Raw genomic sequence first — 26,270 nt, forward strand, 5'->3', positions numbered from 1 at the left:
GATAGCGTGGGGGACATGCCGAACGCCAGTTCCCTCCTCACCGCAGTCCGTGCTCGAGGCCGCCGGGCCGCCGGGCGGCTGGTGCACCGGGGCTGGACCTGGGTGCAGGGGGTCGGCGCGGTCTCCAACCAGAGCCCGGGGCCCTACCGGTTCCGCGAGCTGGGGGACGGCACCAAGCTGGCCTTCCCGCTCGGAACGGTGTTCAACGAGCAGTGGATCACCATCGGCCCGTTCTCGATCATCGGCGAACGCGTCACCATCTCGGCCGGCTTCGTGCCCGGGCTCGATCTGGGGGACGAGCCGATCGTGCGGATCGGCGGCGGCTGTGTGATCGGCCGGGGCAGCCATCTGGTCGGCCATCAGTCGATCACCCTCGGGGACGACGTCTGGACCGGCCCGTTCGTCTACATCACCGACACCGCGCACTCGTACCACGACACCGAGCTGCCGATCGGCAAGCAGTGGCCGCGCAACGAGCCGGTGGAGATCGGCTCGGGCAGCTGGATCGGCACCGGCGCGGTGATCCTGCCCGGCGCGAAGCTGGGGCGGAACGTGGTGGTGGCGGCCAATTCGGTGGTGCGCGGCGAGGTGCCCGACTTCGCGGTGGTGGCGGGCGCCCCGGCGAAGGTGGTGCGCAGCTGGTCCGAGGCCGAGGGCTGGCAGCCGCCGTTCCGGCACGAGCCGCCGACCGCCCTGCCGGGGGACCTGACCGCCGATCAGCTCCGCGAACTGATCGGCTGGGACCTGCGGCTGCCGGGCGAAGAAGCCTGACGTTTTCAGGCAGGCCGACGCGCCTCGATCAGGAAGCGGGCCGAGTGCGCCACGAACGGCCCCTCGGCCCCGATCCGCTCGTGCAGTTCGCGCAGCCGGTCCCGGTACCGCTCGACGGTGAAGCCGGGGACCATCCAGATCACCTTGCGCAGGAAGTAGACCACCGCGCCGACGTCGAGGAACTCGGTCCGCAGCCGCTCGGACCGAAGCTCGACGACCTCCAGACCGGCCGCCTCCGCCCGGGCGCGCTCGTCCTCGGGGTGCCGGGCCCGGTGCTGCTCGGCGGTGAGCGGCCCGAGGAAGTACTCCACCAGCTCGAACACGCTGGCCGGGCCGACGTGTTGGGCCAGGTACGTGCCGCCGGGCCGGAGCACCCGGTGGATCTCCGACCAGTAGGGCTGCACCGGGTGACGGCTGGTCACCAGGTCGAAGGCGCCGTCCGCGAACGGGAGCGGTGGCTCGTCCGGGGCGGCCACCACCACCGCGCCGAGCGGGTGCAGCAGCGCGGTGGCCTTCGCCACGTTCGGCGGCCAGGACTCGGTGGCGGCCATCACCGGCGGGAACTTCCCCGCCCCGGCCAGGACTTCGCCGCCACCGGTCTGGATGTCCAGCGCGGCGGAGACCCCGGCCAGCCGGGCCCCGACGGTGCGCTGGTAGCCCCAGGACGGCCGCTGCTCGGTGGCCCGGCCGTCCAGCCAGGAGAAGTCCCAGCCGTCGACCGGGACGGATTCGGCCTCGGCGACGAGGTCCTCGAAGGTACGCGACATAACGGCATCATCGCGGCATTCCGGGTGCCGGGCAAACAGTTTCCCGGGCGCGCCCCGCCGGGACCGGGAGGGCCGCCGCTACAGGCGGCGCCAGAGCGCGGGCACGTTCGGCGGCTCCCAGCCGACCATCGCGGTGTGGGCCTGCAGGCACTGGTACGAAGCACCGCCGTAGGTGACGCGGTCGCCGGCCCGGTAGTTGGTGCCGGGGGTCCAGCTGCCACCGCCCGGGGTCGGGCTCGGGCTCGGGCTGGTGGTGCCGGTGGGGGACGGGCTGGGGTTCGGGGTCTGCGGGACGTTCAGGACGAAGTCGAAGGTGCCCTCCTTGCCGGAGCCGATCTGGCGGACGTTCATCAGCAGCCGGGCGTCGAAGATGGTGTCGGTGCTGTTGCGGGGCTCGCCGGGGAAGTACAGCTGGGTGGTGAGCACCGGCCGGTTGGGGGCCTGCACCTTGACGTGGATGTGCCGGGTACGGCCCGGGTAGAGGCCGGGCACGATGGTGCTCAGGCTGAACGCGCCCTGGGCGTTGGTGAACTGGTGGCCCCGGAAGGCGAAGCCGGTGTTGTCGTAGGCGCCGTTGGTGTCGGCCTGCCAGAAGTCCAGCAGCACGTTGGCGATCGGCAGGCAGGCGGAGCCGAAGACGTACCCGCTGACGGTGAGCCGGGTGCCCGGCGTGCTCGCCGTCACCAGCGAGGTGCGCAGCGGGGAGTTGGGCTTGAAGTACGGGCCCTCGGTCTGCGGGACGGTCGGGTGGTCACCGTCGTCGCAGTCGGGGGTGAGTTCGGGGGCGAGGCCGGTGCCCCGCCGGTCGCGGGCGAGTGCGGTGCCCGCGCCGAGCAGCAGCGGAGCGGCGCCGGCCGCGGCGACCGCCTTCAGCAGTGTCTTCCGGCTCAACAGGCGCTCGTGCGGCCGGGGTTCGGGGGTCTGGAGTTCGTCCTGCTCGGACATGCGGGTGCCTCCTGGGGGACGGGCGAGGTCATGGCTGCTGTGGGGGCGCGGCCATGATGGGCTCATGACAGCCGACGGTGCCGGGATCGGTACGGCGGCCAGCAGTGAACCTACGGGCCCTCGGGCAGTGCGGCGATGGACTCCAGCCGGGGATCGTGGTGATTTCCTCCGGCGCCGCCACGGAACTCCCCGGGCGTCATCCCGGTCTCCCGCCGGAAGAACCGGCAGAAGTACGCCGGGTCGCCGAACCCGCACTCCTTCGCGATCTGCCGCACCGTCAGATCGGTTCTGGCCAACAGAAGTTTGGCGGTCAGGGTCTGCTGCTGGCGGATCAGCCGGCCCGGTGTGCGGCCGGTGGCCTGCTTGACCAGGGCGTGCAGATGACCGGTGGAGACTCCCAGCCGCCGGGCGCAGTCCGCCACCGAGCGGCCGCCCGGCTCGGCGATCAACTGGCGGAAGGTCGCGACCAGTTCGTCCGTACGGCCCGGAGTGCGGCCCGGTGCGCGCCCCGGTGTCACCGGCTCCGCTCCAGGCGCCGAGGCGCGTAGCGCCCGGACGATCAGGATGTGCAGGTACGAGCGCAGGACCCCGGCGTAGCCGTCCGCCAGTGCCCGGTACTCACGGTCCAACTCCTGCATCAGGGCGGGAAGTTCGTGATCGGCCCCGGTCAGCCGTAGCCAGGGCCGGCCGGCCAGGGTGCGGAGTGCGGCGACGTCCTCGGGGTGGGAGAGCAGGAAGTCCTCGTTGAAGATCAGCACCTGCCCGGTGAGGCCGTCCACCTCGTCCCAGTAGTGCACCTGCCCCGGCGCGATCACGCACAGGTGCGGCGGGTCGAGCGGCCAGTGCGCCAGGTCGACCACGTGGGTGCCGCGCCCGCCCGTGACGTGCACGATCTCGTAGAAGGTGTGCCGGTGCGGAAAACCGGCCCGGGACAGCTCCCCGATGGTGTCGAACGAGCCGATGGCGAACGGCAGTACCTGCGGCTCGGGCACCATCAGCCCGTGGACGGGGAAGTCGATGCTCATCGCAGCAGTCTGCGGCCGCCACCGCAACAGGTCCAGACCACGTCTGCCAGGAGGCTCAGGCGCCCCGACGGATCGTCACCACCGCCGTCCGGCCGTCCACCCGGAGCAGCTCCTCGCCGGGAGTCTCCAGCAGCACGGCGTCGAAGCAGCCCAACCGGACGTCGGAGCCGTCGAGTTCGGCGGTGCCTGCCAGGCAGACCAGCAGGACCACCGCGTCCGGCGGGACGGTGACGGCGCGCTGCCCGTCCGCCACCTCGACCTCGGCGGTGGCCCGCCCCCGACGGGTCATCACATTGAAGTCCACCACCGGGCCGCCGAGCAGTTCGCAACCGGTCTCGGCGTCACCGGGGAAGGCGAACGGCCGGAACGGCTCGGCGAGCCGGTGCTCGGTGCCCGCCACGGTGAGGGCCATCCCCGCACCCTCCACCACGGTGATCACCCGGTCGACGTCCTCGAAGCGGGAGAACGGGCCGCCCTGCCCGACGTCCGCCAGGCTGACCCGCCAGTGGAAGTCGGCCAGCCCGGCCCCGGCCGGGTACCCCGCCACCTCGCGGGTGATGCCGCCGCCGTTCAGCCACGGGGTGGCCGGGCGCCGGTCGGCGCGGAGTACCTGAACCGTCGTCATCTGCTTGCCTCGCTGGTCGGGGCCCGTACGGGCGGCCTGGGGTCGGTGGTCCCAGGGTAAGCGCTGGAATTGCCCCGCACGGGGGAGGCGGGATCCGGCAGCATGACGGCCAGTTGCCCAGGACTGGAGGACACCGTGTTCGAGACCGACCGGCTGAGCGTGCGGCTGTGGGACGAGGCCGACCAGGAGCGTGCGTTCGACATCTACTCCCGCTGGGAGGTGGCCAAGTGGCTGGGCAGCACGCCCCGGGCGCTGGAGACGCCGGACGAGGCGGCGGCGCTGGTGGAGCGCTGCCGGGCCCGGTCGGCCGACCCCCGGTACGGGGTGTGGGCGGTGCAGCGGCGGGACACCGGGACGGTGGTGGGGTCCGTCCTGCTGATGCCGCTGCCGGACGGGGACGGTGAGGTGGAGGTCGGCTGGCACCTGCACCCCGACAGCTGGGGCCACGGCTTCGCCACCGAGGCGGCCCGGGGCGCGCTGGCCAAGGGGTTCGGGGACGGCCTGGCGGAGATCCACGCGATGGTCCGCCCGGGCAACGCACCGTCGGCGGCGGTGTGCCGGAGGCTGGGGATGACCGCCACCGGCCGCACCGACCGCTGGTACGGCGTCGAGATGGAGTCGTTCCGGATCGGGCGGGACGCGGGACGACTGAGGAGCTGACGTCCGGTCAGGTCATCGGGCGGTGGGCTTCGGGCGGACCAGCAGCGAGAGGGCGGCGGCCAGCGCGGCCGTGGCGGCGACGGTGGTGAGGGCGAGCGGGAGGGTGGTGGCGTCGGCGAGGAAGCCGATCGCCGGCGGGCCGACCAGCATGCCCGCGTAGCCGAGGGTGGAGGCGGTGGCGACGCCGCGCGGTCCGCCCGCCACGCCGGCCGCGGCGATCGCGAGCGGGAAGATGTTGGCCAGGCCGAGGCCGACCAGGACGAAACCGGCCAGCACCAGCGGGACGGCGGGGGCGAGCGCGGCGACCAGCATGCCGGTCGCGGCGGTCAGCCCGCCGAACAGCATCACCCGGGTCTGCCCGGCCCGGACGGAGAGCCAGGTGCCACCGAGCCGCCCGGCGGTCATCGCGAAGGCGAAGGCCGCGTAGCCGGTGGCGGCCAGCCCGGTGCTCGCGTGCACGTCGTCGGTCAGGTGCAGGGTGGCCCAGTCGGCGAGCGCGCCCTCGCCGTACGCGTCGCAGAGCGCCACCAGGCCGAGCAGGATCACCAACAGGCGGGCGTTCCGGGCGGGTTGGCGGCTGGGAGCAGCGGTTCCCCGGGGTGTGGCGGCCGTGACGGCGGCGGGCGTGACGGCGGCGGTCCGGAGCAGGGCGGTGCCGGCGATCACGGTGACCAGCAGGCCGAGGGCCCCGCTGAGGGCGAGCGCCCAGGCGGTGCTGAGGGTGCCTGCGAGCAGTCCGCCGACGGCCGCGCCGAGCAGTCCGCCGAGGCTGTACCCCGCGTGGAAGCTGGGCATGACGGGGCGTCGGAGCTCGACCACCAGGTCGACGGCGGCGCTGTTCATGCTGACGTTGGCGCCGCCGTAGGCCGCGCCGAACAGCAGCAGGGCGGCGCCCAGGGTGAGCACCGAGCCGGTGTGCGCGGGCAGCAGGACAGCGAGGCTGAGGGCGGCCAGCGAGGCGACGGTGACCGGGCGGCTGCCGAACCTGACGCAGAGTCGGCCGATCAGTGGCATGGTGGCCACGGCACCGGCCGACAGGCAGAGCAGGGCCAGGCCGAGCGCGCTGTGCGAGGCGTGGACCTGGGCGCGGACGTCGGGGATCCGGACCACCCAGGCGGCGAACAGGAAGCCGTCGACGGCGAAGAAGGCGGTCAGGGCGATCCGGGCGGTGGTCCAGACGGGGGCCGGCGCTGGGCCGACCGGGTGGTTGTGGGCTGCTGAACGGACGCGGGTTTTGTTTAGTAGCGGCACAAAAGCAGAATAGGGGAGTGCCGCACACACCTTCAAGTCCGTATCGGTCCGGTGAGGACCGTCGCAGCCCGGAATCCGGCGGGCCGTCACCTCGCGCCCAGGGCCGGACCGGCGAGGAACGCGCCGGGGCGCGGACGGCCGGCTCCGCGCTCTCGGCCGCACTTCCGCGCCTGACCGCCGCCGAAGGCACCGGCGCCCACGCCCGGCGGGCGGCACCCGACCGGGGGCGCACCCTGCTCGGCCCCGCGCTCGCGCTGGTGCACACCGGCCAGGCCCCGACCCGTTCCGCGCTGACCAGCGCGCTCGAGGTGACCAGAGCCACCGCCGGGGCGGTCAGCGCCGAACTGGAGGCCCTCGGCCTGATCACCGTCGACTCCAGCCCGGCCGGTGGCGGCCGCGGCCGCCCCTCGCACCGACTGGCCGTCAACCCCGCCGGTCCGGTGGTGATCGCGGCCCAGATCCACACGGACGGACTGAGCCTCGCGCTGGTCGGCCTCGGCGGTCAGCTCGAACCGGCCGTCCACCTGCCGCTGCCCACGGCCACCGGCCCGGTCCGGATGCTGCGCGCCGTCGCCGAGGCCGGGGCCGAACTGGCCCGGGCCAGCAGCCGGCGCTGCCTGGGTACTGCCCTCGCCCTGCCCAACCCGGTCACCGAGCCGGACGGCACCGCACTGGTGGCCCTGCACTTCGCCTGGCCGAGCGGCACGCCGGTGGCCGACCTGTTCGCCGAGGAGGTGCGGAAGGCCGACCAGGGCCCGCGCGCGCAGTACCCCTTCCCGAGCGCCGTCGCCAACGACGCCAACCTGGCCGCGCTGGCCGAACACCGGCACGGCGCCGGACGCGGTGCCCGGCAGCTGCTGCTGGTGACCTCCGGCCACCGCGGCGTCGGCGGGGCGCTGGTGATCGACGGCCGGCTGCACACCGGCAGCGCCGGACTCGCCCTGGAGGTCGGCCATCTGACGGTCGATCCGCAGGGCCGGCCCTGCCTGTGCGGCAACCGGGGCTGCCTCAACTCGGAGACCGACCCCGACGCCCTGTTCGCCGCCGCGGGCCGTACCCCCGACCCGGACCGGCCGCTGCTCGCCCAGGCCCGCGCACTGGCCAGGTCCGCCGACGGCGACCCGGTCGCCCGGGCCGCCGTCGACCACGTGGTGGACCGCCTCGGCCTCGGCCTGGCCGGGCTGGTCAACATCCTCAACCCCGACCGCATCGTGCTCAGCGGCCTGCACCTCGACCTGCTCGCCGCGGCCCCGGACCGGCTGGCCTCCGTGGTCGCCGAGCGCTGTCTCTGGGGCCGCAGCGGCCGGGTGCCGATAGTGTCCGCCGAGGTCACCCACGCGGGGCTGGTCGGCGCGGGCGAGCTCGCCTGGGCGCCGTACCTGAACGACCCTCAGTCGGTGCTGCCTCTGCCGGGGTGATCAGGCGTTGACATCCTGCGGGTACCAACGCAGCTCGACCACGTTGCCGTCCGGGTCCTGGACGTAGACCGACTGGGCGCTGCCCCGGGCGCCGTAGCGGTCGACCGGGCCCTCGATCACGGTGAGGGCGCCGGAGTCGATCACCTCCTGCCAGTCCAGCGGATCGACCACCAGGCAGAAGTGGTCGACGTTGGACCCGCCGCGCTCACGGGCGACCAGGTCGATGATGGTGCCCGGGCCGACCCGGACCGAGGGGAACGGCACCTTGCCGGCCCGCCACTCCTCGACCCGGACCGGGGCCAGGCCGAGCGGTCCGCAGTAGAACTCCAGGGCCTTCTCGACGTCCTGGACGTTCAGTACCAGGTGATCGAAGTCCTTGACGCGCATGACGTGCCCTCTCCCCGCTGTTGACGATCTTCGGTCAACGGGAGCCTAACGCGACGTCAGGGCGGCGGGAACGCGGGTCTCGGCCAGCGTCGGATAGTCGGTGTACCCGGCCTCACCGCCCACGTACATCAGGCCGCGGTCCCGGACGGCGTTCAGCGGGGCGTCGGTGCGCAGCCGTTCCACCAGGTCGGGGTTGGCCAGAAAGGCCCGGCCGAGCGCGATCAGATCGGCTCCGGCGGCCAGCAGTTGCTCGCCCTTGAGCTTCCCGCCGTCGGCGGGCAGCGGGCCGCCCCACCCGAGCACCGGGTTGGCGACCAGGGTGTTCGGCCAGAGCTCGCGGAGCTGCCGGAACAGCGGCTGCGCCGGGTCGGCGAACACGACGTGCAGGTAGGCCGGGCCGAGTTCGGCCAGTGCGGCGACCAGCGCCGGGTAGATCTGCTCGGTGTCGCCCTCCTCGATGCCGTTGACGGTGACTCCGGGGGCGATCCGCACTCCCACCCGCTCGGGGCCGACCGCCGCCACGACGGCCCGGACCACCTCGACCACGAACCGGATCCGGTGGGCGACCGGGCCGCCGTACGCGTCGGTGCGGTGGTTGGTGCCCTGGGCCAGGAACTGGTGCAGCAGGTAGCCGTTGGCGGCGTGCACCTCCACTCCGGCGAAGCCCGCGTCCACCGCGTTGCGGGCGGCGGCCGCGAAGTCGGCAACGGTGGCCCGGATCTCCTCGACCGTCAACTCCCTTGGCACCACGGCATCCTGATGGCCGCTGGGCGTGAAGACCGTCTCCGGCAGCGGGACCGGCGAGGGCGCGACCGGCATCAGCCCGCTGGTGTCGGGGTGACCGACCCGGCCACCGTGCTGGAGCTGCAGGAACATCCGGCCGCCTGCGGCGCGTACCGTCTCGGTGACCTGCCGCCAGCCGGCCACCTGGTCGCGGGTGTGGATCGCGGTGATGTTGGGGTACGTCTGCCCCACGGCGTTCGGAGTGGACGCCTCGGCGATGATCAGCCCGGCGGAGGCGCGCTGCGCGTAGTAGGTCGCCATCATCGGCAGCGGGACGCCGTCGGCCGACGCGCGGTTACGGGTCATCGGCGCCATCACCAGCCGGTTGGGCAGGTCCAAGGTGCCGAGGCGGGCAGATTCGAAGAGGCGGGACTCCACCGGTGCGTTCGTCATGCCGGTACCGTAGGAGCTGACACCAGTGTCAGGTTCAAGTCCGGTGGACGGTAGGTGGGGTGGGGCATGCGGATCGGTGAACTGGCGCGCGACACCGGCGTGAGCGAGCGGTCGCTCCGCTACTACGAGACCCAGGGCCTGCTGCGCTCCGAACGCACCCCCGGCGGTCAACGCACCTACGGCGACTGGGCGGTGGACCGGGTGATCCGGATCCAGGCACTCTACGCGGCCGGGCTGAACAGCCGGAAGATCGCCCAACTGCTGCCCTGCATGCGGGACACGGACGGTGCCCCGAACGAGCGGGCCACCCCGCAACTGGTCGACGAACTCAGCGTCGAACGCGACCGGATCGACCGCATGATCGCCGATCTGATCCGCTCCCGCGAGGTCCTGGACGAGGTCATCGAGAGCGCCTCGGGGCTGCTCGACGTGGCGTGATGTTCCGGCCTCGGTTCAACCGGTCAGGCGGTCGGGTCAGGCGTCGGCGGGTCGGCGGACGGTGAGGCGGACGGTCAGGCGCGGGCGGAGCCGGGGCCGGGGCTGACGGTGTTCGTGCCGGGGGAGGGTGGCCAGGCGGTCGGCCTCGTGGCCGGAGACACGCTGCGGGGCGCCGGAGCCGTCGTCGGTCTCGGCGTAGAGACTGGCGAGGGTGCTGGCAAGGAAAGCGAAGTCGCTCACGGGGTTTTCCCTTCGTTGTGGTGTGCGTCCAGCCTGACTGACCGTCATGACGGGGGATTTGCCGCCGGGTCTCCAGCGTGTGCCAACCGATGGCTGTTGGGTTAAACCTCGGTGTCCGCGGCGGCCCCGGTGTTACCGGGGAATCGAACGGTCCTGGCCCGCGTTGCCGACGATCATGACCGACAACGCCCCAGAGGTACTCCGCTACGCCGCCTTCACCGCCGACCCGGCGGGCGGCAACCCCGCCGGCGTGGTGCTCGACGCCACCGGGCTCGACACCGCCGCCCAGCTCGCGATCGCGGCCGAGCTCGGCTACTCCGAGACCGCCTTCCTCACCCCGGGGTCGTCCGAACGCAGCTTCGCGGTCCGCTACTTCAGCCCGCTGGCGGAGGTCCCGTTCTGCGGGCACGCCACCGTGGCCACCGCCGTCGCGCTGGCCGAACGGATCGGCCCCGGCGAGCTGCTGTTCGAGACCAGCGTCGGCCCGGTCCCGATCTCGGTCACGGCCGGCCCGGACGCCCTGGAGGCGACCCTGACCAGCGTCGAGCCGCACGTCCTGGAGATTCCGGCAGCCGACGTGACCGAGGCGCTGTCCCTGCTGAACTGGTCCGCCACCGACCTCGACCCCGCGCTGCCGCCCCGGATCGGGTACGCCGGTGCCCGCCACCTGGTCCTCGCCGTCGCCACCCGGGAGCGGCTCGCCGACCTCGCGTACGACTTCGACGGCCTGGCCCGCTTCATGACGGACCGTGAGCTGACGACCCTCCAGCTGGTCTGGCGCGAGTCCGACACCGTCTTCCACGTCCGCAACCCCTTCCCGGTCGGCGGCGTCGTCGAGGACCCCGCCACCGGCGCAGCCGCCGCCGCCTTCGGCGCCTACCTCCGCGACCTCGGTGCCACCACCCCCGCCGCCGTCCTGACCCTTCACCAGGGCCACGACCTCGGCCGCCCGGGCCGCCTCCGCGTCGAACTCCGCGCCGGCGACCCGCGCATCCGCGTCACCGGCGCGGGGGTCCGCATCCCCGCCGCCGAGTAGCGGCGGGGGAGCACGCTTGGAAAGCGTGTTGGGATAAAACCCTCACGAGTTCGAATCTCGTATCCTCCGCCGGCCGAAGGCCCGGACCGCATCAGCGGTCCGGGCCTTCGTCGTTACCGGACTGTCCCCGCTGGCATCATGACTACCGCTGGCGCAGGTGGCGAGAGGCCGCCAAGCAGGAAGACAGCCAGGTTGCCTCTGGTTGGTTGATGATCAGGCCGCTGACAGTGATCATCCCGTCCATGACCTCGCCGACCCGGATCGAGTGGTCGCCGACGCGGAACAGCTGCCAATCGGCATCGCTGTGCCAGAGGCGCGCCGTCTTCTCCCCTCGACGCTGGGCGAAGACGAGTTCCTCGCCGTACTCGTTCAGGAAGTAGCCCACGTAGTCCTTCGCGGTGATCGAGCCACCGCACAGGCGAGCCAGAACCCGCTCGATCGAGGGCTGGGCGTCAGTCATGAGTCGGGCTCCTCAGTCGCTTCCGAGTCCTGTTGCTCGGATGACAATGCAAGCATCCGACTGGCCGAATCGAGCAGGGTCTCGTAGGTGATCACTTCTATCCGGGTGGCGTGCGTGTTGTAGGTGCGCAAGGTCTCCGCAACTTCCGTCGGCGCGATACCCCCTCCCACATAGCGCGAGTGGCCGATCACAATGGTGGCGGAGGCCCTGCGGCTGTCGACTCCGTAGTCAGCCAGGATGGTCCGCCGGTTCTCGTCCAGTGTCCGCAGGTAGTTCTGCGCCTGGGAGACCGCTTGGTGGGGTGGCGCACCCAGCATCAGATGGCCGCTACGGCGAATGACCAAGCCCTCGATGTTGGCGCGCTTGAGCTCGACGACATGTAGGGAACCATCGGCACGCAGGAGCGGAATGTCCAGGATGGTATCCGGGGTGTACTGGCGGCGCGCCAGCTCACCCACATAGGCCCCGCCGAAGATCCATGCCTGATTCTTCAGGCAGACGTGAAGCGCGCTCTCGGAACTGGCCGGATCGTCCACCGCAGCCCGCAGGGCCGCGAGGCCGGCCTGCCTGGCCTTTAGCTCAAGGAACTGGGCCAACAGCCCCGCGTCGGCATCCGCCAGGACATTACCCAGCAGCCGGGCAGACTCCGCAGAGGCTGGACGCGGCAGACTTCGCAGGACCAGCTCAAGATGGCCGTACTGCTGGAGTCGCCTCACCTCCCGGGTGGACAGCCGAATCCTTCCCTCGCCAGCCTCGACGCCCAGGTAGTCGGCGGACTGGGCAATGCCACGGAAGAGGTCACGGGCATCCGCAGCAGTCGCGTCCGGATTGTCACGGCAGAGCACGTCAAGCACGGCAACCGCCCGGTCGGCGCCAAGAGCGGCCATCCTCCGATGGAACTCCTCACCACGCTGCTGAGCGTCCTCGTCGTAGTACCCCTCCACGACTTCGAGGAACAGTTCTCCGTTGGCGTAGCCAGCGAACCGTTGGAAGCGCTGAGCAAAACCGAAGTCCCCACAGAGGATGGCTCCTTGGGCCACATCGTTCAGGGCGTCCACCAACGGTCGGCCCTTGCCGTACGCGCGGTCCGTTCCCATGATGCGCAGCACCGTGTCGATTCGCTGCTGGACGACCGCGTGCTCGGTGAGCCCCTTTGCTACCTCGACCATGCGCTGGAGCGAGAAGCTGGATCTGAATCCCATCGAGGTAGCCTAAGGCCAGGTACTGACAGCACAGCCTTGCCAGTTGGTTGGTCAGGGGTTGCCTACCAGGACACTGCCGGGCGCCGCTGAACCACGGGCGTCTCGGTGACAACTGGATTTGATTATTGGTGGCGGCCGACCAGCCCACGATCCGGCGGGAGAACGTGTCGACGACGAAAGCGACGTAGACGGTGCCCGACCAGGACTGCACATAGGTGAAGTCCGCGACCCAGACCCGGTTCGGGGCGGAGGCGACGAACTGCCGCTTCAGCCGGTGGGGGCCCGCTGGACGTGCTTGTCCTCGGCCTAGCCGGTGGTGGTGACCTTCTTGCCACGCACGGCGCCGGACAAGCCGACGGCCTTCATCAGCCGCTCGACGGTGCAGCGGGCCACGTCGGTGTGGCCGGCCCGCTTGAGTGCGGCCCACATCTTGCGGACCCCGTAAGCGTTGTAGTTCTCGCGGTGGATCTGCTTGATGACTTCGGTCAGCTCCGCGTCGCGCGCTGCCTGCGCGGAGGGCAGCCCCTTCTTGTGGGCGTAGTAGGTGGACGGGTGGATGCTGCAGCCGTGCTCGGTGAGGGTCCTGCAGATTGGCTCGACTCCGCCGAAGCGGTCCCGGTGCTCGTCGACGAACGCTACGAGCGTGTGTGCGGCCGGTCGAGCTCGGCCGCGAAGAAACTCGCTGCGGCCTTGAGGATCTCGTTGGCCCGCTTGAGCTCGGCGTTCTCCCGCTTCAGGGCCTTCATCGCGGCGGACTCCCCTGTCGTGGTGCCCGACCGCAGGCCGCCATCGACCTCGGCCTGGCGGACCCACTTGCGCAGCGTCTCCGCGCCCACGTCCAGCTTGGCTCCGATCGAACGGATCGCCTCGAACTCGGTCTTGTACTGATCACGCGTCTCCAGCACCAGGCGCGTGGCCCGGTCCCGGAACGTCCTTCGGGTATGGCTTTCGCATAACGGACTCGACCCTTCCAAATGATCAAGTCTCGGTCGAATCCGGACCGGTTCAGTTCGAAATCCCGCCGCACCGCACCAGCAGGTAGGTCCCTACCGGAGACCTTCGGTAAGAACCTATCTCTGTCGGCCGAGTGGCGACCTGAACCGGGATCACGCCTCGGCATTCCCGTTCACGGCCTGCGGCGTTCGCATTGCGAGGATGCTACGCACCGTAGTCCGTGAATGGCCTACGGATCGGGCGATCTGCGCCTCGCTCATTCCCGCAGCCTGGGCCCGATGGATCAGTGAATCCCGCCCCGCCAACGCCGCCCTGTATGCCTCCAGTTCGCCATAAATATCGGCGCCAGCTATCTCATCCCTGTCTGGCTTGCCTCTCGCACCGCAGGCAGGGCAACTGGCTCCGCCATCTGCAGGCGCGCCAGCCGGGGGCAGCTCACATGTGTTCGGGGAGCCCGGAGCGGCCAAGACCTGTTGATGGTCGCGGTCTGCGTCACGCATGAGCACACCGTAATGCATGCACTCAGCAGCCCTGTGCAGATTTGTACAGGAGGTCCACGGTCTGATAATCGGCCAACTAGGCCCTTTGGGTGGTTGATTCGGCTGTGGCGCGCGATCTGGTTGTCCATATCGAGTCGATGACGCGAAGCTCAGCGCTGGCCGATCTTCAACTGAGCACTCCGCGGATGATGCATAGACGCATCTGATTCGCCGTCCCCTCTGCCCACCTGCCACCTTCTGGAGAATGAGTGTTTGAGCCACGAGTCGTTGCCGCTCTCGACTTCGGCACACACGGAACAGGGTTCGCCTGGGCCGTCGTCGAGCCCGGAAATGCCGACCCGCACAGTCGGCGGATTCACTTCTGCAACCGCTGGGAGGCCCAGCCCGTCGCCTGCGCCAAGAACCTCTCTGCGTTGCTCCTCTCTCCAGAGGGTGACGTACTGGCCTGGGGGTTCGACGCGCGTCGCCGTTTTCTTACCCAGGGCAGGAAGAGCACACCTGGAGCCCTCAGTTACCACGCTGGCTTCAAGATGGCCCTGCTCACCAAACCGGTCGATGCGGAAGACACAGAGGAAGCCGAGGGCGAGGACGAGCAAACAGGCGATCGCCGCCGCACCGACAGCACGGACGAGGTAGCCGATGCTGACGACGACAGTGACATCGAGGAGGACGAGGAGGACAGCCTGCCAGGAGACAGCGCCACTCCGGCGCTGATCACCGCGTACCTGCGCAAGGTCTACGCGCGGGCGTTGGAGCAAATCACCGCTAGTGGCTACAGCGAAGACGAGATCCGCTGGTGTCTTACCATCCCCGCAATCTGGTCTGACTACCAGAAGCAGGTGATGCGCGACGTCGCGAAGAACGCCGGCTTCCCTACGGAGGATGGTCGTCTGATCCTGGCCCTCGAACCCGAAGCCGCCGCGCACTACGCCCGTGTCTGCGGGGTGAGTATTGCCTCGGGCGATGGCAGCCCCGCTGACCTGATGACCGCGGGCGCTCGGTTCATGGTTGCTGACTGCGGCGGTGGGACCGTCGACATCACCGCGTACGAGAACGACTCCGCCGGGCGCATGGTGGAGATCGGCCGCGTCAACGGAGGACGCCTCGGCTCCGACTACCTCAACCGTGCCTTTGAGGACCAGTTCCTGGTTTCCCGCTTTGGTGGCGCAGCGGTCCTTCAGGAACTGCGCGAGGAGTACCCCGAGGCCCTGCTAGACCTCACCGATGCGTGGGAGCGGGCCAAGCTTCACATCGGTGTAGACCAACAGGAGCCTATCTACCTCAACATCCCTTCCGCCATCGACCGCCATCTCGGTGCTGCCGGGCGTCGTCGGCTGCGCCGCCTACAAGACAACGTCTGCGACGCCATCGTCATCACTGCAGCCGAGGTCCGCTCCTTGTTCGACAACGTCGTCCCCGACATTCTGGAGCTCATCGATGACCAGCTGGACGAGATGCGGCAATCCCGCACGGAAACGTCCCAGTCGGACGTAGTCCTGCTCGTCGGAGGTTTCAGCACTTCCCCCTACCTCCAGCAGTCCGTCAAGGATCATCTTGGCGACCGCGCCGCCGTCCTCATCCCGCCGGACCCCAACGTCGCTGTGCTATTCGGCGCTGTCCACTTCTGCTATGAGCCTCACACCCGGGCTCGACGTAGCCGCTTCACCTACGGCGTCGCCAGCAACATGGAGTTCGAGGAGGGCATCGACCCGGAGGAGCTGAGGAGGGTTTCCAAGAGCACCGGCAACATCTTGTGCCGGGAACGCTTCTCCATGTTCGTCTCGGCCGGCCAGACTGTCGACGTCGATCAGGAGGTCATCCACGTCTATACGCCTGTGGAAGCAACTCAAACAAAGGTTCAATTCGACCTGCACGCCACAGTCAACTCCGATCCCCGCTACGTCACCGAGCCAGGCTGCGACAAGATCGGGACCATCGTGGCTGACGTCCAGAGCGTGATGCGCTTCGCCCTCGAGGACAGGGCCGTCAGGATCCACATGCGTTTCGGGGAGACCGAGTTCAAGGTCCGTGCCGTCGTTGTCCAGACAGACGAAGAGGTCCAGGTCACCGCTCGCTTCCACTCTAACTACTGAGACTCGGTGACATGACCATCAGCTACTACGCCGGCGACGATGAGTACGAATACGAGTACCGGCATCAGCGCGGCCAGCACGCCCGCTTCGAGGAACCGGTGATCGACCTCAGCCACCCACCTGCCTACGCCACCGCGCCAACCATCGACTCCTGGGGCATCAAGTCAGCGGACCTCGTTGAAGCCGTCATCAGCCACCTCACCCGACATCCCTTCCGGCTGCTGCCTACCGAAGTCGCCAGAAAGATGGATGAATTCAATGTTCGAGTCCTGCGGCTCGAAAACGCCCACAAGCGCCTGCAAGAGGCCAATGACGAACTCACCGAGCGGAACCGCCGACTTGAGGACCGTGTTGCATCCCTCATCGCCACACGCACTCAAGGCCGCAGTGACGTCGCCACCGCCGAGCACAGCGCCCACCAGACAATCGCTGCGGATTACCGAGCCCTCGTGGAACAACGCCTCCACGCCTTCGCACGCGCCCACCACAAGGCGAGCAGCCGCACCGGGCACTATGCGGATCGGCAGAGAGTTCCCCGCTTCCTAGCCGAGCTCACAAGGGCACTCTTCGCGGATCTGTCCCGTCCCCTCCCAGCAGGCGAAGGCGCCTGGAACGCCCTGGGTATCGCTCGCACAACCTGGACCGAAAGCGACCCACTTGCGCTCCTGCGTGCCGACTGCGACAACCTCCGGCAGCGTGCGAACAAGGCTGGCCTACAAGCACGCTGGGATTTCATGATCCTCAAGGACCGGCCCCTGAACCCCGAGCGCCAGGAACCCTGGTCGTCATGCGACCCGAACGATCCTGTCCGCTTCGTCGTTGCCCCTGGGTACATGGTCGACGACCAGGTCTACACACTCCAATACGTCTATACCTCCCCTGACCCGATCAGCTGACACGCCAAGCCCATGCCTAGCGACCGAGCAGGCCTGGTCTCAGTTCTGATCTCATTCACCCCCGTCCGGGCAGGTTCAGTCACCGCCCCACCCTACGCTCCGCCGCAGGTCAGGACGGGTGTGAACCCCGGCGGACGGCGTTCGGGAGAACTGGAAAGCGTGTTGGGATAAAACCCTCACGAGTTCGAATATCGAATCCTCCGCCTCGCCCGCCAGGGCAAACGAGGGCCCCGACCGCTCAGCGGTCGGGGCCCTCCGCGGTCCCGTCTCAGTCAGCCCTTTCCGACGTCCAGCTGACGGTTCGACGAGCTGGCCCCAGAGCAGACCACCGATCCTCACGATCGGACAGTCACGGTCCGCCGTCAGTCGTTGGCCGTGGGCGCGAAGTAGTCGCGGAGCATGACAGTCGTCCATTCGGCCTGGTGTTGCTCTCCGCGAGGCCCCATTTCGCCGAACCACGGCTTCACGTCCAGGACCGGAGTGCCGTCGACAGCGTCGAGGTCTTCGACGTGGAGGTCCAGCCCGTCGACCTTGAGCAGGCGGCAGCGTGAGACTCCGAGCCAGTTCAGGCGTCGCATGTTGCGGTGGCCGAAGATCCCGACCTCCGGCCAGTCCGGGTTGTCCCGGGGCCGGCGGGCGCCGAGGTTCAGGTCCGTCGGATCGGTGAGGTGGAACCGGAAGACGACCTCCAGGTGCGAGAAGTCCTCAAGCCCCTTGGTCGCATCGGTCGGGAAGAGGGATCCGTCCAGCCGGATGATCGCCTGGGTGCCACCCCAGAAGTCGTCTGTCGGTTCGATCCGGCCGCCGACCACGTGGCCGAGGGCCTCGACCTCGAACGTCTCACGGTCCGCCATTAGTGACTCCTCATCAGGCTGTTTCAGACAGGTACGCCGCAGCGCGCGCGTCGATCTCGCTGATCGCCGCGGTACCGCGCCGCCGGTAGGGGGAGAGCAGGGTGCGCATGTCAGCGGCGGCCTGGCGGGTGCGGCCGGACCGAACGCCGTCCATGGCATCGAGCGCCTGTGACCACGTGGCACAGGCTCTGTCGATGTTGTTCATCTGCGCGTACACGGAGCCGAGGTATCCCAGCGTCACCGCATGGGTGCGGGTGAACTTCGTCGCCTTGCGAGTGCGGACGCTGTGGTGGAACTCGCGCACCGAGCCGTCGAGGTCTCCTATGTCGCGCAGGGCGCAGGCGGTCTCGTGGGCCAGGCTCGCCTCGCCGAAGAAGAACACCCGGTCCGGCTCAGCGATGTCGTCGCTCGCGGCGGACAGGTCGTCCTCGGCCCGCAGCAGCGCCTTGGCGGCGGCGTTCTTGCGGCCAGCGGAGGCCAGGCTTCGAGCGTGGACGACGCCAAGGAGGGCCCGCTCCCGTGGGGAGGCGAGCGCGTACCGGTTGCCGTCGACGGATGCGGCGGCGAGGTTGAGAGCCTGCTGGTGGTGTCCGAGGTCGATGGCCTGGTGCGCCATCGCCCGCAGCACGTGAGCGGCCATCGGCGGATCGCCGGCCTCGGCCGCGAGCTTCACCGCCTCGGCGAAGTACCGCTGCGCTGTTGCGTGCTGGCCTCCGTCGAACGCCATCCACCCCGCCAGGTAGGCGAGTTCGCTGGCTGCGGAGAAGAGATCACCGCGAACACGCTCGTCGGTGAATTTGCCCCGCAGGTAGGCGATGACGTCGGTCGTCAGGTACTGCACCACGGACGTCCAGGCGTGGGCACCGCCTCGGCGTTGGTCCACTTGGGAGAACAGGGTGGTCATGTCGCGGACGGCTGCCAAGTCGCCGGGGCCGACCCGCCGGGTTGCGGCAGAGCTGCGCGCGCTGCCCCGCTCGGCCATGCGCTGCCACCAGTCTTCGTTGGGCAGAGAGAGTGCGGCCACCGAGTAGACCGCCACCCCCAAGGCCCGCCTGCGTTCCACGTCCACGTCGGCTCTCCCGAGTTCGGCCAGCGCGCTCAGCGTATCCGCGTCCCAGTCGGGTTTTTGGGGTGCGGGCGCGATCAGGCCGATCTCGTCCAGCGTCACGACCCGTCCGCCGAGAGCGCGGCCCAACGCCTCGGCCAGGAAGGCACCGACGTTCCCGGCTGGCTGACCGCCGTTCTTCCACTGCGTGATGCTCGACTTATTGGTCTCCAGGAGCTCGTCATGCTCGGCCGCCACCCTCCTGACCAGGCGCGCGATCGCATCACCGGAGAGTTTCGTCTCGTCGATGGCCTTCCGCAGCCGCTCGTTCGGTTCCCTCGTCGGAGCCAAAACGCACCTCCCTGACGGGCCGTTAAACCCCTTAAACCGCATAGCGTGCCCAATACCGTACTCCCAGTAGCCATTGGGCGGTTCACTAGCTGCATGCCGCTCCGCAGGGTGGAGCCGATTCGGGTCCTGGACCCCTGTGGAGCAGCGGCCTGCGGCGGCTCCAGCCATGCCCTCGGCATCGAGAGCCGCCCCGCCAACTCGCGACCCCGGAGACGCTGATGACGACTGCCGACCGCACCCGCCGCGTGAACAGCGCCGAGATCCACATTCAGGCCGGTGACCGGACCCTCATCTTCGTCCCGAACCGGGAACGCGCCCGCCGACGCGCTCTGATCCTGTGTCAGCTCGCTGCCGGTCGTCGCCGCCGCAAGCGGCACCGGGAGTCGGCGGCGTGAGCACCGAGAACTCCGCGGACTTCAAGCTCCCCGAGGAGCGCCACCAGAGCCTGTACATCCGCACGTTCAAGATTGCGAAGGATGGCACTCGGTACGCCGACTCCGGCGTTATCACCGTGGAATCGGGACCCGACGCCTACGCCTACCACCCCTCGGCCACCTGGCCCGCCTGCCGCTGTCCACAGCACCGCGCCAGCTGACGAATCGCCAAACGGGCTGCCGCGGTTCTGCGGCCCCACCAGTCCCGTGCGTGAGAGGAAAACCTCTTGTCCCTCGAACAGCTCTCAGGAAAGACCGTGCTGGTCACCGGAGCCGGTGGCCTCATCGGCAGCCGCATCACGTCCCAGCTCCGCCAACTCGGCGCCCGCCCCATCTCGGTGTGCAAGCTCGACGCCTACCCGCACGAGGTGTACCGCGAGCGGTTCGGCATTGACGCCTCCGACCCGGACTTCATCGTCGGCGACATCGCCGAGCCGGACCTGATGCGCAAGGTGATCTCCAGCTGCGACTACGTGATCCACGCCGCCGCCCTGGCCGACGTGGCGGCCTGCACGCGCCGGCCGTTGGATGCCATCGACACCAACATCACCGGCACCCAGCGCGTCCTGGACTCCGTCGCCGCCTCGGACCGGGTGCGCAGGATGGTGTTCGTCTCCTCCGCCAGCGTCTACGGCAACGGCAGCCCGCAGTTCGTGGAGAACGCGGCGGTCCAGCCGATGTCGGTGTACGGCAACAGCAAGGCATGGGGCGAGTACCAGACCGCCGCCGTACTCGGCTGCACCGGCATCTCGTACGTCGTCGTGCGGTACTTCTCGGTCTACGGCGAACCGCAGGTCGTCAAGGAGCGGAGCCACTCCTGGGTGGTCGCCTGGTTCGCCATGCGGGCCGCGCTCGGCCTGCCGCTGCACCTCAACGGCGGCGGCCACCAGATCCGCGACCTGGTCCACGTGGACGACATCGCCACCGGCACGCTGCGCACGCTTATCGCGTCCCGCGCACACAACGAGACCATCAACATCGGTACCGGAAACGGAACTTCGATCCGGCAAGTCGCCGAACTCGTCCGCAGCCACTACCCGGGCGCCCCGCTGGTCGATACGCCCATGCCGCCCGGCGACCCCGAGGGCGGTTACGCCTCCGTCCAGCGGATGGAGGATCTGCTGGGCTGGAGGCCGAGCATCACGATGGCGGAAGGCGTCGCCCGCTACGTCGCCTGGCTCAAGGCCACCCCCGCCGCCATCCCCGACTGGATGCGCCAGGCTGAAGCGGCCTAGATGATCGGCGGCCTGCCCAGCCGGGTCATGGTCCACACCGTGCGCCAGCGCATCGGCTTGCGTCGGCCGCACGGTGTGCGCCAGCCCTCGGCGAAGCCCGCGAACCACGCCTTCAGCCCGACCGCGTCCCGGGTCCGGGCGACGGTGAGCGCCACCCACACGCCGAGGTAGGCCGGCACCAGCAGGATCGGGAGGTGACGGCGCGCCAGATACACGCGGTTGCGGGCGTTCACCCGGTAGAAGAAAGAGTGCCGGGTCGGGCTGGTTCGGGGGTGCTGGAGCAGCAGCTCGGGGACGTACAACACGCGCCACCCGGCATCCAGCGCCCGCCAGGCCATGTCGGTCTCCTCGTGCGCGAAGAAGAAGGCATCCGGCCAGTCCCCGACCTGCTCCAGCATCTTGGAGGACAACGCGTGGCCACCGCCGAGGAAGCCGGTCACCTCACCGCCACGCATCGGGTCACCGGCCCGCAGCCGGGGGACGTGGCGCCGCTGAGTGACGCCGGTCTCGTCTGCGATCCGGAAGCTCACGATGCCCAGCCCGGGATCGGCCTCGTACAGGGCCGTGATCCGGGTGAGGACGTCGTCGGCAACCAGCAGGCCGTCGTCGTCCAGGTCGATCACCACGTCCACGTCCCGCAGGTGCTCCAGCGCGACGTTCCGGCCTCCGGTCACTCCGAGGTTGTCCGCCAGCTCCACGCCCTCGACCCACGACGGCAGTTCCGGCAGCGCGCACCCGTTGCCGACCACCACGACCTTCGCGGCCTGGACCGTCTGCATCTCCACCGAGGCCAGCAGCTCGGCCAGCTCCTTCGGCCGCGTGCCCATGGTCAGGATCGCCACACCCAGCTTGACGCCCACCGAACCTCTTCCCTTCGAGGAACCAGAGATGACCTCACGAACGTCGGATCACCGCACCGCGTCGCTCAGAGAACTCGCCGAGAACCGGAGCCTTCCAGCCCATCAGGTCATGGACCAGGACACACTCGCCTGGATCGCCGGAAACCGGCCCGAGGCCTCAGCAGCGCCGCCCACCCTGCCACATCCGCCTCTGATGCTGGTACCGGACGTCACCTGGTTCGCGCAGCCACAGCTCGTCGACTCCATCCACGGCATCCGCCACAACGCCCGAGTTTCCCTGCTCGCCGGTCTGCTCGCCCAGGAGCACGGACTCGACCGCGATCACACCGCTGCCCTCTGCGCCGCCGCAGCAGTCCACGACTGCCAGCGGCGCGACGACCGTGACGATCCCGGGCACGGCCGTCGGGCAGCAGGTTGGTTCACCCGCAACCAGCACGCCGTGGCTACCGTGCTCGGCCGCGAACTCCCGCCTGACCTCTCCCAGCAGGCAGCCACAGCGATCGGCCTGCACGACGTCCCGTACACGGCCTTCACCTCGCAGCAGAACCTCGCGTACCAGCGGGCGCCCCACCTGATCGACCTTCTCAAGGCGGCCGACTGCCTTGACCGCTACCGGCTTCCCCTCAGCCGGTGGTGGCCCGATCCCTCCCAGCTGCGCATCGTCATCCCCGTATGGCTCCACCCCGTCGCCTTCGACCTGGTCATCCGAAGCGAACAGGCCCGACTCAACGGCGCAACCAACCGCGGGGCCCTCATCTATGCCAGCCAGCTCCTCAACCCCCATCAGTAGGAGGTCGTCCATGCACAGCGAGTGGGACAACGCCCACACCAGCAGCACAACCCGACCCGGCCCATCCGGACTCGCCGAGACCGAAGCCGACTGGCGCCACCACCTTGCACACGAGACGCCCAACGGCTGGCTGCTGAGCGGCAACGCCATGACCACGACGCTGACCTCGGGACGCCCCATCCACCTGATGCACACCACTGTGGCCCTGGACGCGATCCGCGCCAGCGGACACCTCTATGCCTCTACCGGCTGCCTGGTCGCGGCCCTCTACTGCGCGCCCCTCACCCCCGAGCCCGCCGGCCTCCGCCCCCACAACCTGGGCACCTACCTGCTGGAGACCAAGAAGCACACCCTCACCCTCGTCTTCGAGATCACTCCCGACGCTCCCGTACCGCCCAAGGGCATCGACTACCTCCGGCTAGGCGCCATCCACCTGCGCACGTACCTCACCCACCGCAGCTTCCTAACCGAGCCCGAGGGCGCCCAACTCCGCCGCACCATCCTGCAGAGAGTCCAGGCTGCTGCCCCGTTCCTCGACGCCCTCCTCGCCAACGCCACCGGAACGCCAACACCCGACACCGACTTCATCGAACAGCTCGCCGCCACCGTCCCGGCCTTCCCTTTTCTTGGCTACCTCTACTTCGAGGTGCTATCGGAGTACCTGATGCTCCACTCCACCAGCCATCAGACCAAGGCGTACGCACAGCTCGGCGAGATGAACAACCGCCTCTACAAGAGACTCGCCTTCTCGGCCGTACAAGGCATGGACAAGCTCTTCGACCTGTCCCGCTTCAACCCGGGATACAAGCGGCTCCTTGAGCTCGTCGGCCAGATAGAGACCGGCCTGCCCGGCGGAGTCACCCGGTACGTAATGCGCCGTCTGTCGCACCTCTTCGCAACGGTGACGCTCGCCCCTGACCAGGACGCGGCGGCCTTCACCTTCCGTAGCTCGGACTTCGATGTGCTCGCCGTAGCCGCACCTGGCCTGCTGGGGCAGCTCGTTTTCCGAGAGATGCGGATCGTCGATCGCTATCCGGAGCTGTACCTCGCCTTCGAGCAGGCCAAGGCCTTGGAAGCGTGGGCGTACTGGAACACCGAGGGCATCCCCACCCCATTCAATGGGACGATCCCCAAGGGAGAGATCGGGATCAACCCTGCCTACCCGAGGTCTCGTTGCACGGTCTGGACCACCGAAACCTGCGAGCGCAACCTCCTGCACCCTGTGGAGCAGCTCGAAGTGGCCTTCCTTCCCCGCCTCGCCGAGCTGTCCATGACCGCGATGCGGCGAGACGAGGCAGGCAAGGCGGCTGGACATAGTCGGCATGCCGCATCAGGCTAACGGGCTTTCGGGCCGCAACGCCCCGCGTTTCGGCATGCACCAAATATGCCTGCAGCATCAAATCCAATAGCTATCGTTCATGCGCGGATCTGGATGCACGTCCCCTCTAACAATCCTAATAGAGAGATGCTTTTCTTCCCATGCATCGACGGCAGCACGTGCCCGATTGAGCGCCTCGCATTGAATGGCAGACAGGTAGAAGCGGAGAGAGCTAACCAAGTCCCAGGCCTGACCGGCTGCAGCCGTATCCACCGGATTGGTTGCCGAGGCAGCGAGATACCGATTTACCGCGCTATCCACGACAGTCCTATCAATGCGGGAGTTAAGTCTAGGGAGAATATCGACTCCGCCATCCGCACTATAGGCGATCACAATCGTCGCAGGCGGATCCGTATCAAGATATCTGACGGCATTATTAAATCTACTTCCGCGAGCTGGATCACCTATCCCATGCGCTACGCCATCGAGAATCACACCAACGGCGTGACATCGACCGTGCGGATCAATCAGAACCGCCCCATCCATGTCTGTAAGCTGATTCAGCAGTTGAGGCGAGAGTTCGACTGGTTCAATAGCCCAGGCTTGAGGGGACAGGCGCTCAGACTCGCCGGCCGCATCTCCCGAGATGATTAGCATGGCGCCGTGCCGGTGCTCTCCAGCAGCTCTAGCGAGGTTCGACAGGATCGTCACGTCAGCATCCGAAAATAGTCGATCGACCAGATCGCGAAAATATTCCAAATCCAGCACGCTCGTCGGCAAATGCGGGATCCCATCTCGGACGGTCAGGAGCACTTCTCCCCCGTGAGACAGTTCCCAGACGCCCCGGTTGGTCACACTTACCACGAATACAGTCTCACTGGCGACAGCATACTCATGCGCTATTTTGCCGAGCCCATAGACAGACTCTCCGTCAGTTAGCAAATCCGCTTCAGGGCCGCTCGCCTCCAAGAGCTTTCTCACCGCTGGCACGTTGCGCATCTTCACTGGCCGCCGAAAATTGAGCAGGACCTCAATAGCAGGATGACTTCTCTCTGCAATAATAAGGCGGCCAGATCCAGAACGCCCCTCGTAGGGTAGGGCTGAAATGCTGCTCATCAGCAGATGGTTTTCACTGCCAAACCAGAATCCCGCACAATTCATAGCCGATCGAAGCAGAGCTTCAGTCGCACTACGGACAATCTCATCGGTACTGGCTCCCGTTACCAGCAATCCTGAACCGGCATCTGGGAGATGTAGCGAGCGTGTGGCACGTCTGATCACTTCATTGATGACCGCATGCACCAAGGACCGTTGAATTGCGAACCTGTCACGCTCTTCCGTGAAAATCTTCGGTACCCGATCAAGGGTGCCCCCGTCGACACTGACGACAATGTGCACATCGTAGTCTCCGACCCGGATCGATCCACCGGAAAAGATACTCCTTCCGCCCTCAGTCGGAATTGTCGAAAACGCCTCTTCAAGCGCTTTGGCTCGCATCCTGTCGCGCAGCTCCTGGTGACGCAGATTATGAGATCGCGCATCGCTGTAATGCATACGTCGATCTGAGTGGCCCGCATAGAGCTCTGCCTCTCGTTCGCGTACACCTTCTAAGTCAGCCGGAGAGTACAGGCCATCTTCGGGCTCGATGCAGATGCTGAACTCATGCTCGCCGGAAACCTGAAAGCCAACCAAGATGACCTTGGGGTCGCCAGCAAAACCGATAGCCTCCAGCGCTGACTGCATCGCGACTTCGGTCGAGATTCGAAAATGCGACTGATAGCCCCACATGAACTGCCTGATAAAGTGCCCGCTCACCAGTATTCACCAACTCGTATTAGAAGGTCTGCGTATGCTCTGCTGCACAATAATCAAGGAAAGCGGTCGTCCTGTCAGCCGGACTCTGCGGAGCCTTGGTCCGCAGTCTGAGCTTCAGCAAAGGTTCCATAGTTCGTCGAGCGGTCGATCAAGCTTAGGTCCATGTCGCCAGCGGTGTAGCGGCTGGTGAAGTAGCTGCCAGTGATACTGCGCGGCGCGCGCCCGGTCACGGAGAGCTGACATGCCCCCTCATGTCGGGGGCTGCGCCTCAGATGTTCGGTGCGGGGCGTGTTCTCGTACAGAAAGCGCACTTCGGCAATCCCCGAGCCGTCCGTCTTGACGATGGTCGCGTTGGTCGAGCGGGACCTGCTCTCTGCGGTGCGCAGCGTTGCGTGCAGTGTCCAGTAGGTCTGCTCAATGGTCAGGTAGCTGGTGATGGGGCCGCGATTCCCACTGGCGGGGATGCGGCTCTCGGAGGCCGTGGTGAGCATCGCGCGCCAGGTGCCGCCGATCCACGGGTGCCCGGTGATGCGATGAATGAGCGGCCAACGCCAGGCCCACTTGTCGAAGACGAGGACGCCATAGCTGAGCAGCGACGGCAGATAGGCGAATAAATGCTTCAGATTCTCGGCGGGAGTGATACCGAGGAGCGGAAGCGCGATGGTGTAGACGGTCGTCAGCGCTGTTGCCGTCGTTCGGACTGTGGTGGCAGGGCTCATCGGAT

29 protein-coding genes and 1 pseudogene are annotated in these 26,270 nt (G+C 68.3%); 12 read left to right on the forward strand and 18 right to left on the reverse strand.

The window, feature by feature from the left end; translation table 11 throughout:
* Positions 1-15: 15 nt before the first annotated feature.
* Entirely contained in the window at positions 16-771 is a 756-nt protein-coding gene (locus tag F4556_RS31150) for an acyltransferase (RefSeq protein WP_184922024.1), read from the forward strand.
* Positions 772-776: 5 nt separating this feature from the next.
* Here the strand turns inward: F4556_RS31150 and F4556_RS31155 are convergent, their stop codons facing one another.
* The 4 genes from F4556_RS31155 to F4556_RS31170 all read right to left on the reverse strand — a co-directional run bounded on the left by F4556_RS31155 (position 777) and on the right by F4556_RS31170 (position 4,133).
* Complete coding sequence (locus tag F4556_RS31155; protein ID WP_184922026.1) at positions 777-1,538, reverse strand: class I SAM-dependent methyltransferase; 762 nt, start codon at positions 1,536-1,538, stop codon at positions 777-779.
* A 78-nt stretch (positions 1,539-1,616) separates the two neighbouring features.
* Positions 1,617-2,483 carry a dioxygenase family protein gene (locus F4556_RS31160; RefSeq protein ID WP_184922027.1) on the reverse strand — a complete coding sequence of 289 codons (867 nt, stop codon included), beginning with the start codon at positions 2,481-2,483 and terminating at the stop codon, positions 1,617-1,619.
* A 110-nt stretch (positions 2,484-2,593) separates the two neighbouring features.
* Complete coding sequence (locus F4556_RS31165) at positions 2,594-3,508, reverse strand: helix-turn-helix transcriptional regulator (RefSeq protein WP_184922029.1); 915 nt, start codon at positions 3,506-3,508, stop codon at positions 2,594-2,596.
* Between the two features lie 55 nt (positions 3,509-3,563).
* Positions 3,564-4,133: a HutD/Ves family protein gene (locus tag F4556_RS31170; RefSeq protein ID WP_184922031.1), complete on the reverse strand. Its 570-nt coding sequence runs from the start codon at positions 4,131-4,133 to the stop codon at positions 3,564-3,566.
* A gap of 135 nt (positions 4,134-4,268) precedes the next feature.
* Between F4556_RS31170 and F4556_RS31175 the strand changes: the two genes are divergently transcribed.
* Positions 4,269-4,793 carry a GNAT family N-acetyltransferase gene (locus F4556_RS31175; protein WP_313068908.1) on the forward strand — a complete coding sequence of 175 codons (525 nt, stop codon included), beginning with the start codon at positions 4,269-4,271 and terminating at the stop codon, positions 4,791-4,793.
* A gap of 12 nt (positions 4,794-4,805) precedes the next feature.
* Here the strand turns inward: F4556_RS31175 and F4556_RS31180 are convergent, their stop codons facing one another.
* Positions 4,806-6,044, reverse strand: coding sequence for an MFS transporter (locus F4556_RS31180; RefSeq protein ID WP_184922035.1), 1,239 nt, complete (start codon positions 6,042-6,044; stop codon positions 4,806-4,808).
* Positions 6,045-6,214: 170 nt separating this feature from the next.
* Here F4556_RS31180 and F4556_RS31185 point away from each other — a divergent pair, with 170 nt between their 5' ends.
* Positions 6,215-7,462, forward strand: a complete 1,248-nt coding sequence (locus tag F4556_RS31185; protein WP_184925482.1) for an ROK family protein — start codon at positions 6,215-6,217, stop codon at positions 7,460-7,462.
* Here the strand turns inward: F4556_RS31185 and F4556_RS31190 are convergent, their stop codons facing one another.
* Together F4556_RS31190 and F4556_RS31195 are read right to left on the reverse strand one after the other, a co-directional pair.
* Entirely contained in the window at positions 7,463-7,849 is a 387-nt protein-coding gene (locus F4556_RS31190) for a VOC family protein (protein WP_184922044.1), read from the reverse strand.
* 45 nt (positions 7,850-7,894) lie between these two features.
* A complete protein-coding gene (locus F4556_RS31195; RefSeq protein WP_184922046.1) occupies positions 7,895-9,025 on the reverse strand; it encodes an alkene reductase in 1,131 nt (376 codons plus the stop codon).
* A gap of 66 nt (positions 9,026-9,091) precedes the next feature.
* Here F4556_RS31195 and F4556_RS31200 point away from each other — a divergent pair, with 66 nt between their 5' ends.
* Complete coding sequence (locus F4556_RS31200; protein WP_184922048.1) at positions 9,092-9,463, forward strand: MerR family transcriptional regulator; 372 nt, start codon at positions 9,092-9,094, stop codon at positions 9,461-9,463.
* Between the two features lie 36 nt (positions 9,464-9,499).
* Here the strand turns inward: F4556_RS31200 and F4556_RS31205 are convergent, their stop codons facing one another.
* A complete protein-coding gene (locus F4556_RS31205; RefSeq protein ID WP_184922049.1) occupies positions 9,500-9,703 on the reverse strand; it encodes a hypothetical protein in 204 nt (67 codons plus the stop codon).
* A 175-nt stretch (positions 9,704-9,878) separates the two neighbouring features.
* Here F4556_RS31205 and F4556_RS31210 point away from each other — a divergent pair, with 175 nt between their 5' ends.
* Entirely contained in the window at positions 9,879-10,739 is an 861-nt protein-coding gene (locus tag F4556_RS31210; RefSeq protein WP_184922058.1) for a PhzF family protein, read from the forward strand.
* A 142-nt stretch (positions 10,740-10,881) separates the two neighbouring features.
* On the opposite strand, the gene F4556_RS31215 is transcribed toward F4556_RS31210, so the two are convergent.
* The 5 genes and pseudogenes from F4556_RS31215 to F4556_RS31230 all read right to left on the reverse strand — a co-directional run bounded on the left by F4556_RS31215 (position 10,882) and on the right by F4556_RS31230 (position 13,306).
* The gene (locus tag F4556_RS31215; protein WP_184922060.1) at positions 10,882-11,199 is read right to left on the reverse strand and encodes a hypothetical protein; all 318 of its coding nucleotides are present in this window, start codon (positions 11,197-11,199) and stop codon (positions 10,882-10,884) included.
* Positions 11,196-12,401 (reverse strand): Shedu anti-phage system protein SduA domain-containing protein, encoded by a 1,206-nt coding sequence (locus tag F4556_RS31220; RefSeq protein WP_246511136.1) that lies wholly within the window; start codon positions 12,399-12,401, stop codon positions 11,196-11,198. Before F4556_RS31220 ends, F4556_RS31215 begins: the two co-directional genes overlap by 4 nt.
* Before the next feature lie 133 nt (positions 12,402-12,534).
* A pseudogene (locus tag F4556_RS39800) lies at positions 12,535-12,786 on the reverse strand (DDE-type integrase/transposase/recombinase); the annotation flags it as partial.
* Positions 12,708-12,992: an IS3 family transposase gene (locus tag F4556_RS39575; protein ID WP_313069283.1), complete on the reverse strand. Its 285-nt coding sequence runs from the start codon at positions 12,990-12,992 to the stop codon at positions 12,708-12,710. The gene F4556_RS39575 and the pseudogene F4556_RS39800, both read right to left, overlap by 79 nt.
* A 44-nt stretch (positions 12,993-13,036) precedes the next feature.
* Positions 13,037-13,306 carry a transposase gene (locus F4556_RS31230; protein ID WP_184922072.1) on the reverse strand — a complete coding sequence of 90 codons (270 nt, stop codon included), beginning with the start codon at positions 13,304-13,306 and terminating at the stop codon, positions 13,037-13,039.
* 797 nt (positions 13,307-14,103) lie between these two features.
* Between F4556_RS31230 and F4556_RS31235 the strand changes: the two genes are divergently transcribed.
* Together F4556_RS31235 and F4556_RS31240 are read left to right on the forward strand one after the other, a co-directional pair.
* Complete coding sequence (locus F4556_RS31235; RefSeq protein WP_184922073.1) at positions 14,104-15,948, forward strand: Hsp70 family protein; 1,845 nt, start codon at positions 14,104-14,106, stop codon at positions 15,946-15,948.
* An 11-nt stretch (positions 15,949-15,959) separates the two neighbouring features.
* Entirely contained in the window at positions 15,960-16,844 is an 885-nt protein-coding gene (locus F4556_RS31240) for a hypothetical protein (protein ID WP_184922075.1), read from the forward strand.
* A gap of 362 nt (positions 16,845-17,206) precedes the next feature.
* Here the strand turns inward: F4556_RS31240 and F4556_RS31245 are convergent, their stop codons facing one another.
* The gene (locus F4556_RS31245; RefSeq protein ID WP_184922077.1) at positions 17,207-17,698 is read right to left on the reverse strand and encodes a TrmO family methyltransferase domain-containing protein; all 492 of its coding nucleotides are present in this window, start codon (positions 17,696-17,698) and stop codon (positions 17,207-17,209) included.
* A gap of 13 nt (positions 17,699-17,711) precedes the next feature.
* Positions 17,712-19,094, reverse strand: coding sequence for an NsdA family TPR-like regulatory protein (locus F4556_RS31250; RefSeq protein WP_246511137.1), 1,383 nt, complete (start codon positions 19,092-19,094; stop codon positions 17,712-17,714).
* A gap of 218 nt (positions 19,095-19,312) precedes the next feature.
* Here F4556_RS31250 and F4556_RS31255 point away from each other — a divergent pair, with 218 nt between their 5' ends.
* The 3 genes from F4556_RS31255 to F4556_RS31265 all read left to right on the forward strand — a co-directional run bounded on the left by F4556_RS31255 (position 19,313) and on the right by F4556_RS31265 (position 20,763).
* Positions 19,313-19,489 carry a hypothetical protein gene (locus F4556_RS31255; RefSeq protein ID WP_184922079.1) on the forward strand — a complete coding sequence of 59 codons (177 nt, stop codon included), beginning with the start codon at positions 19,313-19,315 and terminating at the stop codon, positions 19,487-19,489.
* Entirely contained in the window at positions 19,486-19,689 is a 204-nt protein-coding gene (locus F4556_RS31260; RefSeq protein WP_184922081.1) for a hypothetical protein, read from the forward strand. Before F4556_RS31255 ends, F4556_RS31260 begins: the two co-directional genes overlap by 4 nt.
* Positions 19,690-19,755: 66 nt before the next feature.
* A complete protein-coding gene (locus tag F4556_RS31265) occupies positions 19,756-20,763 on the forward strand; it encodes an NAD-dependent epimerase/dehydratase family protein (protein ID WP_184922091.1) in 1,008 nt (335 codons plus the stop codon).
* Here the strand turns inward: F4556_RS31265 and F4556_RS31270 are convergent.
* Positions 20,760-21,590: a glycosyltransferase family 2 protein gene (locus tag F4556_RS31270; RefSeq protein ID WP_184925486.1), complete on the reverse strand. Its 831-nt coding sequence runs from the start codon at positions 21,588-21,590 to the stop codon at positions 20,760-20,762. The genes F4556_RS31265 and F4556_RS31270 overlap by 4 nt on opposite strands.
* A 61-nt stretch (positions 21,591-21,651) precedes the next feature.
* Here F4556_RS31270 and F4556_RS31275 point away from each other — a divergent pair, with 61 nt between their 5' ends.
* On the forward strand, positions 21,652-22,413 hold the full coding sequence (locus F4556_RS31275; RefSeq protein WP_246511138.1) for a hypothetical protein: 762 nt from the start codon (positions 21,652-21,654) through the stop codon (positions 22,411-22,413).
* Between the two features lie 10 nt (positions 22,414-22,423).
* A complete protein-coding gene (locus tag F4556_RS31280; protein WP_184922093.1) occupies positions 22,424-23,752 on the forward strand; it encodes a hypothetical protein in 1,329 nt (442 codons plus the stop codon).
* A gap of 57 nt (positions 23,753-23,809) precedes the next feature.
* Here F4556_RS31280 and F4556_RS31285 read toward each other — a convergent pair whose 3' ends face one another.
* On the reverse strand, positions 23,810-25,519 hold the full coding sequence (locus tag F4556_RS31285) for an anti-phage protein (RefSeq protein ID WP_184922095.1): 1,710 nt from the start codon (positions 25,517-25,519) through the stop codon (positions 23,810-23,812).
* Between the two features lie 101 nt (positions 25,520-25,620).
* Complete coding sequence (locus tag F4556_RS31290; protein ID WP_184922097.1) at positions 25,621-26,265, reverse strand: Cap15 family cyclic dinucleotide receptor domain-containing protein; 645 nt, start codon at positions 26,263-26,265, stop codon at positions 25,621-25,623.
* Positions 26,266-26,270: the final 5 nt, after the last annotated feature.

Source organism: Kitasatospora gansuensis, from assembly GCF_014203705.1.
Lineage (GTDB): Bacteria > Actinomycetota > Actinomycetes > Streptomycetales > Streptomycetaceae > Kitasatospora > Kitasatospora gansuensis.